The following is a 12,023-nucleotide window of genomic DNA, read 5'->3' on the forward strand; positions in this document are numbered from 1 at the left end:
CGTCATCAACAACTCGTGGGGCTCCAGCGGCGACTTCGACCCGGACGACCCGATCAACGTGGCGTCGCGCCTGGCGAACGAGCGCAACATCGTGGTCGCCTTCGCGGCGGGCAACTCGGGCTCGGCTCCGGACACGCACAATCCCTACGCCAAGGCCCCCTGGGTGATCTCGGTGGCGGCGGGCACCAAGGCGGCGACGCTGGCCGACTTCTCCTCGCGCGGCCGCACCGGCGGCGCCCGCACGGTGACGTCGCAGAGCGGTGAGGTCATCACCTGGCTCGACGAGCCGTCGATCACGGCGCCGGGCGTCGGCATCTACTCGGCGTACGCCCCCACCGGCGTGCTGGGCGCGCTCGGGCCGGACGAGACCAACCCGTTCTACACCATCATGGACGGCACCTCGATGGCCTCGCCGCACGTGGCGGGGATCGCGGGGCTGATGCTGGAGGCCAACCCGCTGCTCACGCCGGACCAGGTGAAGCAGATCATGCGCGAGACGGCCACCAAGATGCCGGGCTTCCGCGCGTTCGAGGTGGGTGCGGGCTACGTGAACGCCTACGCCGCGGTGCAGAAGTCGTTCGCCCTGGCCACCCCCTTCGGCAAGACGCTGACGGTGGAGACGGTGCCGGCCACGGTTCGCGAGGACGTGCTCTACGACAAGACGTTCGACTACACGCCGGCCTCGCTGCCGGGCGCGTACAAGCACGCCTTCCAGGTGGCGCCGGGCGCGAGCATCCTGGAGGCCAAGATCGAGTTCCAGGGCGTGAACGTGCCGGCGTACGGCACGGTGGGCAACCCGCTGCTCTTCGACGTGTACGACCCGAACGGCAACCGCTACAACGCATTCGACCTGTACTTCGCGGAGAACGGCACCACGCGGCTGGTGATCGTGGTGAACAACCCGACGCCGGGGACCTGGACGGCCGAGGTCAAGGCGCTCACCCCGCTGGGCAACGAGGCGGGCAACTTCGCCACCCTGCCGGACAAGGTGCACGAGACGGAGATCCTGACCTTCATCACGCCGCCGGTCATCGCGGACGTGCAGGGGCACGCGGCGCAGGGCGCCATCGAAGTGGCGCTGGCGAACGGCTACCTGGGGCTGTGCGCGCCCGGCTCGTTCTGCCCGGACGCGGAGCTCACCCGCATCGACCTGGCCCGCGGCTTCACGCAGTTCGGCACGATCCGCCAGAACCTGCCGCTGAACGGCGCCAGCACCTTCAGCGACGTGTCCGCGGCGGACAAGCCCTTTGCGGAGGCGGTGGCGGCGCGCGGCGCGGCGATGCGCGACCGTGAGCACCGCTACGCCGGCATCATGGACGGCTCGGGCGGCCTCTTCTCCCCGACCGCCAAGGTGCAGCGCGGCGGCCTGGCGCGGATGCTGGTGCGGGGCGTAGGCGGCGACGCGGCGGCGCTCGCCCACACGGGCGACGTGACCTACACGTACAACGGCCAGACGTACGTGATCGCGGACCAGGACCAGATCCCCGCCAGCCTGCGCGGCTACGTGCACACGGCGATCAACTCCAACATGCTGAACGTGTACGCGGAGATCGAGCAGGGACCGTTCGACCTGACGCCGAAGCTGAAGTTCTACTTCCGGCCGACGAACGTGGTGAAGCGCGGCGAGGCTGCCGTGGCGATCGCCCGCTACCATGCGCAGTTCTTCCAGTAAGGGAAGTGCCAAGTCCTAAGTGCTGAGTGCTGAGTCAACAGCGCACTCACGCACTGCCGTTCAGCACTTAGCACTTAGCACTCAGGACTAACCATGCGCCGGGGGTTTCCGCCCCCGGCGCATTGTCTATCCACCCCACCGGCTTTACTGTGTACGCGTGAAACGCTTTCCCTGGCACACCCACGCGCACTCGCGCGCCGGGTTCACCCTCCTGGAAGTGATCGTCGCGCTCGCCATCCTGGGGACCGGGGTGGTGGCCGCGCTCGGCATCCTCGCGACCGGCACCTCGGTGACCGCGCGCGCCAGCACCCGCCTGCTGGCCACGGAGCTGGCGGAGTCGCGCATGGAGGAGACCCTGCTGCGCCCCGCAGACTCCCGCGGGCGCGACGAGGGGAGCTTTCCGCCGCCGCACGACGACTTCCGCTGGCGCACGCGCGTGGGGCCGGGGCCGCTGGACGGGACGATGTCGGTGGAGGTGTCGGTGCTGGGGAACGGCGACTCGGTGCACCTCGCCACCCTGCGCCGCCGATGAAGGGGCGCGCGGGGTTCACGCTCATCGAGGTGGTCATCGCCCTGGCGCTGGCCGGGCTGGCCATGGCGCTGGTGGCCGGAAGCGTGCGCGCCGCGGTGGACACCGGCGAGCGCCAGACGCGCGCCGTGGGGGAGGAGCATCGCGCCCGCGTCACGCGCGAGTTCCTGCGCGAGGCGGTGCGCGGCCTGGCGGTGGAGCGTGCCGGGCGCGGCGACCTGGTGATCCTGACGCCGGGCGGCTCCCGCGAGCGCCCCATAGACCGCGTCGTCTTCTCCACCCACGGCGGCGCGGTGTTCGGGTGGGAGAGCGACCTCAAGGCCGTGCAGCTCCTGGTGGACGCCGACCCCGCCACTCCCGAGAGCGGCGTGGTGGCGCGCGTCCTCCGCACCGTCCAGGGCGGCGCGGTGGAGGAGACGCTCACCCTCCTGCCGGACGTCACGGGGATGGGGATCAGGATGCTGGAGGCCGGCGGCGAGTGGCAGGATGCGTGGCCGGACGCCACCCGCGCCCCCGCCGCCATCGAGTTCCGCTTCACCGGCGGCGACGCGGAGCCCGGCGTCTCGCCGCTGGCGGCGCTCCCCCTGCGCGTGCGGGTGCCGTGAGGGACCGGCGGGGGATCGCGCTGGTGGCGGCGCTCTGGGCGCTCCTCCTCCTCGCCTCGCTGGGGACGGCGGTGGCGCTCACCGCCCGCCGCCACCTGTGGATGGTGGGGACGCAGGACCGGCGCGCAGCCGCCCGCTGGTCCGCCGAGGCGGGGATCGCCGAGGCCGAGACGCGGCTGGACTCCGTGCTCGTGGAGCTGATCACCCGCACCCCCGCCAACATCGGCGCCGCGTCGCTGGGCGGCGAGGAAGACCCGGGGATGCGCGAGCTGCGGGCCCGTGCCCGCGCGGCGCTGGAGACCTTCAACTCGCTGGACTCGCTGGTGGCGCGCGGCGGCGACCGGCGCCTTCCCAACGGCGCGGAGTACGCGCTCCGCGTGCACGACGTGAGCACGCGCCTGAACCTCAACGCCGCCGATGAGCCGGAGCTGCGCAACTTCTTCAGGCAGTGGATCCTGGACGAGCGGGAGCTCGCCATCTTCGTCGAATCGCTGCTGGACTGGCGCGACGAAGACGACCTGGCCCGCGCCAACGGCGCCGAGCAGGCGTTCTACGCGCGCCGGGACGAGCGAGTGCGCAACGGGCTCCTGCTGTCGATTCGCGAGCTGCTGCGGGTGCGGGGGATGACGCCGGAGATCCTTGAGCGGGTGGAGCCGTTCCTGGTGGTGCTCCCCTCGCGCGACCTGCGCATCAACGTGAACGCCGCGCCGGTCCCGGTTCTCGCCGCCATCCCCGGCTTCTCGCGCGAGATGGCGACGGCGCTGGTCTTCCGGCGCCGGGCACAGGGGCCCTTCCTCTCCGCCGCCGAGATCACCGCGGACCAGACGCTCCGCGGGCTCTTCGACGCGGGCACCGGCGCACGCGCCATCAACGTGATCGCGACGCACCCGGAGGTCCTGGAGGTCTGGAGCGCCGGCCGCGCCTCCGAGGGCGAGTCGACGCACACGATCCGCACCCTCTACGCCGTGGAAGGCGCCGCCCTCCGCCGCCTGGAGCGCGAGGAGGCGGACCAGTGAAAACAGCAACAGCAATCTCACACAGAGACACAGAGGGTAAAGAAAGGACACAGACGAGCACCGTGTCGCCCTCCTCTTCCTTGTCGTTTCCTCTGTGTCTCTGTATGAGGCGCTTTTTGGCGAGGCCGCGATGATCCGCCGCGTGGGGGTCGCGGTGGCGGAGGGGGAGCTGCGGACGGCGCTGGTGGAGCGCATCGGCAGCCGGGTGCGCGTGCGCGGGGTGCACCGCACGCACGTCGCCGGAGCGCGCACGCTGGACGATGCGATCCGCGACGCCGCCGAGGTGCTCGCGCCGGGGCGCCGCGCGGAAGTGGGCGTCGCGCTGTCGCCGCGCGATGCATGGCTCAAGCTGCTGGCGCTGCCGCCGCTGCCGCCCGCGGACCGCACGCGGCTCGTGGAGATGGAGGCCGAGCGCTACTTCCCCGTGCGCGGCGAGGCGGTGCTGGCCGATGCGTCCTCCGACGGGCCGGTGGCTGCGGCGCGCGCGGACGCGGTGGAGGCGCTGGTCGGGCGTGTGGAGGAGACGCTCGGGCGCGTGGTGGCGGTGGAGCCGCAGGCGCGCGCCGCGGTGCGCGCGTGGGCCGCCCTCCAGCCCGCTCTGGGACGCGGCGTCTTCGCCACCGTCACGCACACGGGCGGGTGGTGGGAGGTCTCGGTGGCGCGCGGCGGCACGCTGCTGGGCCACGCGCGGCTGCTGGGCGCGGAGCCGGAGGCGGTGGCGGATGCGCTCGCCAGCGCCGTGCAGCAGGGCGGAGTGCTGCCGCGCGTGCTGATCGGCGTGGACCCCGCGGAGGAGGAGTGGCTCGCATCACGCCTCGCGGCGGCCATCGAGGCGCGGCTCCCCGGCACCGTCGCCGAGGCGTGCGGGGAGCTGGCGCCGGGGGTCCCCGCGGAGTTCGCGGCGGCCATCGGGGCGGCGCTGGCGCCCGCGGGCGGGCTGCTTCCTGCATCGCACCGCGAGCGGCTGAGCGCGGCGGGGCGGCGGCGCACCATGGCGTGGGCGGGGGCGGCGGCGCTCGCCTTCCTCCTCTTCCTGGGCGCCGGCCCCTGGCGCGAGTCGCGCCGGGCAAAGGCTCTGGAGGCCGAGGCCGCCGCGCTCGCCCCACGCGCCGATGCCGCCGCCGAGTTGCTGGAGCGGGTGCGCCGCTCCACGGCCACGGTGCGCTTCACCGACTCCCTGGACGCGTCGCGCCCCCGCTGGCTGGATGCGCTGGAGGAGCTTGGGCGGCGCCTTCCGCCCGGCGCGTACCTCACGGAGTTCCAGGCCGACGCGGAGAAGCAGACGGTGGAGATCCGCGGCTACGCGGGGCGCGCCTCCGCCATCGTCCCGCTCCTGGAGCAGTCGCCCCGCTTCTCCGGCGTGGAGTCGGTGGAGCCGGTCACGCGCCGCACGATCGGCTCCGTGGAGCTGGAGAACTTCGCCATCCGCATGCAGGTGGCCCCGTGACGCCGCGCGAGAAGCGGGTCGTCATTGGCGGCGCGGTGGCGGCGGTCCTGATCCTCCTGATCGGCATCGGTCCGCGCCTTTTCGGCGGCGGCGACGGCGAGAGCGGGGCGGCGCTGCAGGCGGAGCGGGTGGCGCGCTTCCGCGGGCTGGCCGCCAGCCGCGACACGCTGCGCACCCTGTCGCAGAGCGCCGCGGCGGCGGAACGGATCGCGGCGGGGCGCTACCTGGGCGGCAACACGCCGCAGGTGGCCGCGGCGCGCCTCTCCTCCGTGGTCCAGGCGATCGCCGAGGACGCCGAAGTGGAGGTGGTGCGCGAGTCCATCCTCCCCCCCGCCCCCGCCGGCCCGGCGACCGCCACCTCGCTCCAGATCGTGGCGCGCGGCGACGCGACGGGGCTGATGGAGCTGCTGAAAGGCGTGGAGCAGAGCCCCGTCCTGCTGCGCGTCGACGACCTCACGGTGGGCGGCGATCCGCGGGAGGGCGCGGGCACGCCCTCGCTCACCATCAGCCTGCGCGTGACGGGCTACCTGCTCCGCCCAGCCGACGACGAGGAGCCAACATGACCACCAACGACCGCATCTGGGCCGGCGCCACGGCGCTCCTCCTGGCCGGGGCCGTGTGGAGGGCGACGGGAGCCGGCGAGTCGCCGCGGGTGATCTGGCCCGAGCTGCCGCGCGCATCCGCCGCCACCCCGCGCCCCCCCGCGCGCGACCCGGAGGCGGTGGTGCGCGGCGCCCTGGACCGCAACGTCTTCAGCGCGTCGCGCACGGCGCCGCAGAGCCGCTACCGCGTGGGGATGCAGCTCACCCCGGGCGTCGCGCCGACCACGCTGACGATGCCGGCGCCACCCCCTCCCCCCCCTCCCCCGCCCCCCCCGCCGCGGTACCGCGTCGCGGGGACGATGGTCTCAAGCACGGGCGGGATGGCGCTGATCGACGCGGACCCGTCGTCGCCGGGGCCGGAGGTGTACCGGGTGGGAGACGCGGTGGGCGGATACCGGCTGGAGCGGGTGGCGTACGACCACGTGGTGATGGTGGGCGCCATGGGCGAGCTGCGCATGGACGTCGCGCGCCCCGGCGAGGGGCGGCGCGCCGCGGCCGCGGCTGCATCGCTGCCGTCGGGCACCCCGCTTCCCAACGCGGCGCCCACACCCGAAGTGCCCATGAGCCAGCGCGCCAAGAGCGCGGCAAACACCCCGCCCGGCGCCATTCCGCCCGGGTGGTAGCCCCATGTCATCGTCCCGAGCGAGAGTACACCGGGTGAGAAGCCAAACCGTGCATCGTGCGCTGGCCGCCGCGCTGGCCTGTCTCCTCCTTGCCGTGCCGCCCGCGAGCGCGCAGGTGAGGATCAACTACCAGGACGCGGAGCTGACGACGGTCATCAGCGCGCTCGCCGAGATGGCGGGGCTCAACGTCGTCTTCGTGGGCGTCGACCCCGCCACGCGCGTCACCATCAAGATGGGCCGCCCCATCTCGCCCGACGAGATCCCGGGGCTGATCCGCACCATCCTGGAGAGCGCGGGGTTCGCTACGGTGGACCGCGGCGGCATCCTGCAGGTGGTGCCCGCCGCGCAGGCGCCCACGCTGGGGGAGACGCAGGTCTTCGTGCACCCGCTGCGCCACGCATCCGCCACCGAGCTGGCGCTGACGCTGGCGGCCATCTACGGGAGCACCGACGCCGCCAACGCCGCCGCCGGCGACACGCGCGGCCGTCGCTCCCTCAGCGACCAGCTCCGCGGCCAGCGCGAGGGGAGCAACGTCACGACGTCGGGCGGCGGCTTCGCGCTGGGCGCGGATGGCGCGGCACGCCCGCAATCCGTGCTGACCCGCCCCAACACGGGCCAGACGCCGACCGTCGGGGGTCTGATGGTGGGCGAGGCGGCGGTGGTCCCCTACACCGCCACCAACTCGCTCATCATCCGCACCACGCCGCGCAACTACGAGCTGCTGCGGCAGACCATCGACCGGCTCGACACCCGCCCGCTGCAGGTGGTGATCGAGGTCTTCGTGGCAGAGGTGACGCTGGATCGCGAGACGCAGTTCGGCGTGGACTGGGTGGCGAGGCTGGGCGAGCGCGGCGGCGGCCAGGCGGTGCGCGGAGTGGAGCGCTTCCGCACCCTTGCGGACACGACCCCGGGTGGCCTGGTGGTGTCGATGGGCTTCGCGGAGGGCGACTTCGACGTGCGCGCCACGCTGCGCGCCATCGCCGCGGACGCGCGCGTCAACGTGCTCGCCACGCCCAGCGTGCTGGCGCGCAACAACGAGGAAGCGCGCATCCTGGTGGGCAGCCAGGTTCCCTTCACCCAGATCGCGCGCTCCGGACTTTCGGGCGAGGTGCTGGACCGCGTCGTCCAGTTCCGCGACGTGGGGACGGAGCTCGCCATCGTCCCCACCATCAACCAGGACGGCTACGTCACGCTCAGCGTCCTGCAGCAGGTCTCCACCCTCACCAACCAGACGCTCTTCGGCGCGCCCATCATCACCGTGCGCGAGGCGCAGACCTCGGCCGTGGTGCGCGACCGGCAGACGGTGGTCATCGGCGGGCTGATCGGCTCGGAAGAGTCGCGGTTCCGGCGCGGGATCCCCATCCTCAAGGACATCCCACTCCTGGGCTACCTCTTCCGCGACACGGAGCGGCGCGGCAGGAAGACGGAGCTGGTCATCTTCCTCACGCCCTACCTGGTGGAGTCCGACGCGGACCTGGAGCGGCTGCGCGAGCGTTCCATCGAGCGCACCAACAGCCGCCAGCAGATCCGCAGGGAGCTGGACCGCAACCGGCTGGACAGCGTGCGCGTGCTCCCCGCCACGCCTGTGCCCGCCCTGCCCGCTCCGCAGGGGACTCCGCCCGCGGCGCCCGTGCAGACTGTGCCGCCCGCGCAGCCCGCGCGCACCCCGCAGCCCTGAGGAGCGCGTGCTCGACGACGTCCGCCCGCTGACCGACCGCCTCTCCGCGCGCTACCTGGAGGAGCACCGCCTCGTCCCCATCCGCCTGGACGGGGACGCGGTGGTGGTCGCCGCATCGGAGCCCCTCGCGCCCGACGTGCTGGGGGAGCTCGCGGCGGTCTTCGAGCGCCCGGTGCGCATCGTGGAAGCGCCGCGCGCGGAGATCGAGCGGGCCATCGACCGCGCGTACGGGGCGGCGGCATCGACGGTCAACGACGTCATGGCCGACCTGCGCGAGGACGGTCTGGAGCTGGTGACCGAGGGCACCGAGAGCGCGGACGACCTGGAGGGCCTCGCCAACCAGGCGCCCGTCATCCGCCTGGTGAACCTCATCCTCTTCGACGCCCTCCAGCGCCGCGCCAGCGACGTGCACCTGGACGCCATGCCGGACGCCCTGCGCGTCCGCTATCGCGTGGACGGCGTACTGCGCGAGGTCTCCGCATCCCCCAAGCGCTACCAGGCCGCCGTCGTGAGCCGCATCAAGGTGATGGCCAGCATGGACATCGCCGAGCGCCGGCTGCCGCAGGACGGGCGCATCCGGCTGCGCATGGCGGAGCGCGAGGTGGACCTGCGCGTCTCCACCATCCCGACGGTCAACGGCGAGTCGGTGGTGCTGCGCATCCTGGACCGCTCCGGCGCGCGCACGGCGCTGGAAGACCTGCAGATGGACCCGGACGACCTGCGCCGCTTCGTGCGCCTGATCGAGCGGCCGAACGGCATCCTGCTGGTGACGGGCCCCACCGGCTCGGGAAAGACGACCACGCTCTACACCGCCCTCTCGCGCCTCAACGACGAGACGCGAAAGATCCTCACCGTCGAGGACCCGGTCGAGTACCAGATCCGCGGCGTGTCGCAGGTGGAGGTGCACCCGCGCATCGGCCTGAGCTTCGCCGCGACGCTGCGCTCCATGCTGCGCCAGGACCCGGACGTCATCATGGTCGGCGAGATCCGCGACCGCGAGACGGCGGAGATCGCGGTGCAGGCCGCGCTCACCGGCCACCTCGTCCTTTCCACGCTGCACACCAACGACGCCCCCTCCGCCGTCACGCGCCTGCTGGACATGGGCGTGGAGGACTACCTGGTGGCGGCGACCGTGGAAGGGATCGTGGCGCAGCGCCTCGTCCGCCGGGTCTGCCCGCACTGCTCCGAGCCGCGCCCCGCCGCCGCGGACATGGCCGCGCGGCTCGGCGTCGCCCCCGGCACCCTCTTCCGCGAGGGCCGCGGCTGCGACGCGTGCGACGGCACCGGCTACCGCGGGCGCACGGGCATCTACGAGATCCTCAACCTTACCGACCGCCTGCGCTCGATGATCGTGGCGCGCACCCCGCTCGAAGACCTCCGCGCCGCCGCCCGCGCCGAGGGGATGCGCTCCCTGCGCGCCGCCGGCCTCGCCCGCGCGCTCGCCGGCGAGACCACGCTGGAAGAAGTCCTGCGCGTGACGGCGGAGGCCGAAGAGTGAAAAGCCTCACACGGAGACACAGAGGAAACAGCAAGGCAGCAGAGGGCTTCGGTGAGTCCTTCTGTGTCTTTCCTTTTCCTCTGCGTCTCTGTGTGAGATTGCTTTTCAGGATGCCCGCCCCATGACGGCATTCCGCTATCGCGCCTCGACGCCAGAGGGAAAGATCGTGGAGGGCGTGCTCCAGGCGCCCTCGCGCGACGGCGTGCTGGCCGACCTGCGCGCGCGGGCGCTCTTCCCTGTCGCCGTGGAGGAGGCGGGCGACGCGGAGGTGTCGGGCGGGAGGGGCGGGCGCGCCGGGGCATCGCTGCGCCTGCAGCTCACCCGCTCGCTCTCCACGCTGCTGGAGTCGGGCTTCCCCGTGGACCGCGCGCTCTCCGTCGCCGCCGACCTGACGGACGACGCGATGCTGCGCGGCGTGGTGCAGGCGGTGCGGCAGGACGTGCGCGCGGGGCGGCCTCTGTCGGATGCCTTCGCGGCGCACCCGCGCATCTTCCCGCCCGTGTACGTCGCCATGGTCGCGGCGGGGGAGGCGGGCGGGACGCTGGGGCCCACCTTTGGCCGCCTCGCCACGCTCCAGGAAGAGGAAGCCGAGCTCCGCTCCAGCCTGGTCTCCGCCCTGCTCTACCCCGCGCTGATGATGTTCGCGGGCGGCATGGCGGTGACGCTCCTGGTCTTCGTCGTCCTGCCGCAGTTCGCCGGCGTGCTCCAGGATGCGGGCGCAAAACTCCCGTTTACCACCCGCGTCCTCCTGGCGACGACCACTGCCGCGAGCCGCTGGGGGTGGCTGGTCGCGCTCGTCGCGGCCGCGAGCATCTGGGCGGGCGTGTACACCGTCCGCACCCCCGCCGGCCGCGCCAAGTGGGACGCGCTCCTCCTGCGCATCCCCGGCGTCGGCGACCTGATCCGCCGCGTCGCCACCGCGCGCATCGCCCGCATCCTGGGAATGCTCCTGCAGAACGGCGTCCCCCTCGTCAACTCGCTGGAGATCGCGCGCGGCACCGCGGGGAACGTGGTGCTCGCGCGCGGCCTCGGCGATGCCGTCCGCGCCGTCCGCGAGGGGAAGACGCTGGCTGCATCCGCCGGCCCCATGCTCCCCAAGCTGGCGCGGCAGATGATGTCGGTCGGCGAGGAGACGGGCACGCTGCCCGAGATGCTGCTGCGCGTGGCCACGGTGTACGACCGCGAGGTGCGCGACACCCTCAAGCGCGCCATCACGCTGGTGGAACCCACGCTGATCCTCCTGTTCGGCGCAGTCGTCGGCTTCATCGCGCTGGGCATGCTCCAGGCGATCTACAGCATCAACGCGGGCGCGCTCTGATGCGGCGCCGCGACGGCTTCACCCTGATCGAGCTGATCGTGGTGATCGCAATCATGGGCGTGATGCTCTCCGTCTCGGTCGCCGCGCTCGGCCGCACCTTTGGCCCCGAGACGACGCCCGCGGGCCTCGTCGGCGAGCTCGCCTCCGAAGCCCGGCTCCAGGCCGCGCGCCGCGAGGAGCCCATCCGCGCCACCCTCCTCTCCGACGGCAGCTACCGCCTCGCCTCCGCCCGCACCGACTCCGTCATCGGCGAAGGAAAACTGGCGATCCAGAGCGTGCAGCCGAGCCCCTGGTCCGCCACCTTCTTCCCCCTCGGCACCTCCACCCGCGCCACCCTCCGCATCCGCCTCGACGCCACCTGGCACACCATCCGCCTCGACCCCGTCACCGGCGGCGTGGAGGTTGTAGAGTAATGCTGCTCAACATCGAGATAGAGCGCGAAGACGATGTCGCCCGTGCGTGATGCCCACTGGATAGCAGTACGGGTGTACGCAGCCGGGGAGACGTCAGTTCTGCACCGCTCGAACGAGCATGAGGACCAAGTAGATGATTCCCGAGATCCCTATGATGATTCCACAACCGATCAGGATTGTGGACGGCGTCATTGATGGTCGAGGGCGCCCGCACCTGGGGCACTCGTCTGCCATCGCGGAGACTTCCCAGCCGCAGGCCGGACAGTTGATTAGAGTCACGTTCGAGCCCTGCGGTGTGTCGTTTATGCATGAACCAGTAGCGTTGCCCGTCACACACGCCCGGGCGACGCCCGTCAAAGAAGCCGCGCGGAGGACGCCCGCAGAAAAACAGCGAAATGATTTCGCCGTTTTCCGAAGACACAGCCGGCGAAGACGGGGGTTTCTCGCGCACGGTTCAAGAAGAGGTGCAGATCGCGGACCCAGATTATCCCCGGTCTATCTGCTATGCGCTCGACAGGATTCGAACCTGTGGCCTTCGCCTCCGGAGGGCGACGCTCATCCAGTTGAGCTACGAGCTTGCTCGTATCACCATTTCTGACGATGTTCGATGCATCGAGCACTC

The 12,023-nt window shown here is 72.4% G+C and carries 11 protein-coding genes and 1 tRNA gene; 11 read left to right on the top strand and 1 reads right to left on the bottom strand.

The genetic code is table 11. From position 1 onward, the window contains the following. The 11 genes from VF584_04990 to VF584_05040 all read left to right on the top strand — a co-directional run. On the top strand, positions 1-1,672 hold a 1,672-nt coding region (locus VF584_04990; protein ID HEX8209527.1), incomplete at its 5' end, for a S8 family serine peptidase. A 157-nt stretch (positions 1,673-1,829) separates the two neighbouring features. Beyond that, positions 1,830-2,204 (top strand): prepilin-type N-terminal cleavage/methylation domain-containing protein, encoded by a 375-nt coding sequence (locus tag VF584_04995; GenBank protein HEX8209528.1) that lies wholly within the window; start codon positions 1,830-1,832, stop codon positions 2,202-2,204. After that, entirely contained in the window at positions 2,201-2,806 is a 606-nt protein-coding gene (locus VF584_05000; GenBank protein ID HEX8209529.1) for a prepilin-type N-terminal cleavage/methylation domain-containing protein, read from the top strand. The genes VF584_04995 and VF584_05000 overlap by 4 nt, the downstream gene beginning before the upstream one ends. After that, complete coding sequence (locus VF584_05005; protein HEX8209530.1) at positions 2,803-3,822, top strand: type II secretion system protein GspK; 1,020 nt, start codon at positions 2,803-2,805, stop codon at positions 3,820-3,822. The genes VF584_05000 and VF584_05005 overlap by 4 nt, the downstream gene beginning before the upstream one ends. 130 nt (positions 3,823-3,952) lie before the next feature. Further along, positions 3,953-5,269: a PilN domain-containing protein gene (locus tag VF584_05010; GenBank protein HEX8209531.1), complete on the top strand. Its 1,317-nt coding sequence runs from the start codon at positions 3,953-3,955 to the stop codon at positions 5,267-5,269. Then, positions 5,266-5,832, top strand: a complete 567-nt coding sequence (gspM, locus tag VF584_05015; GenBank protein HEX8209532.1) for a type II secretion system protein GspM — start codon at positions 5,266-5,268, stop codon at positions 5,830-5,832. Before VF584_05010 ends, gspM begins: the two co-directional genes overlap by 4 nt. Continuing rightward, positions 5,829-6,494 carry a hypothetical protein gene (locus tag VF584_05020; protein HEX8209533.1) on the top strand — a complete coding sequence of 222 codons (666 nt, stop codon included), beginning with the start codon at positions 5,829-5,831 and terminating at the stop codon, positions 6,492-6,494. The genes gspM and VF584_05020 overlap by 4 nt, the downstream gene beginning before the upstream one ends. 34 nt (positions 6,495-6,528) lie before the next feature. Then, the gene (locus VF584_05025) at positions 6,529-8,172 is read left to right on the top strand and encodes a secretin N-terminal domain-containing protein (GenBank protein ID HEX8209534.1); all 1,644 of its coding nucleotides are present in this window, start codon (positions 6,529-6,531) and stop codon (positions 8,170-8,172) included. 7 nt (positions 8,173-8,179) lie between these two features. Continuing rightward, positions 8,180-9,670: a type II secretion system ATPase GspE gene (gene gspE, locus VF584_05030; protein ID HEX8209535.1), complete on the top strand. Its 1,491-nt coding sequence runs from the start codon at positions 8,180-8,182 to the stop codon at positions 9,668-9,670. Between the two features lie 121 nt (positions 9,671-9,791). Then, on the top strand, positions 9,792-10,988 hold the full coding sequence (locus VF584_05035; GenBank protein HEX8209536.1) for a type II secretion system F family protein: 1,197 nt from the start codon (positions 9,792-9,794) through the stop codon (positions 10,986-10,988). Then, on the top strand, positions 10,988-11,401 hold the full coding sequence (locus tag VF584_05040) for a type II secretion system protein (GenBank protein HEX8209537.1): 414 nt from the start codon (positions 10,988-10,990) through the stop codon (positions 11,399-11,401). Before VF584_05035 ends, VF584_05040 begins: the two co-directional genes overlap by 1 nt. Positions 11,402-11,909: 508 nt before the next feature. Here the strand turns inward: VF584_05040 and VF584_05045 are convergent. Further along, positions 11,910-11,979: transfer RNA gene (locus VF584_05045), tRNA-Arg, on the bottom strand. Positions 11,980-12,023 lie beyond the last annotated feature (44 nt).

This window comes from Longimicrobium sp., assembly GCA_036389135.1.
Taxonomy (GTDB): domain Bacteria; phylum Gemmatimonadota; class Gemmatimonadetes; order Longimicrobiales; family Longimicrobiaceae; genus Longimicrobium.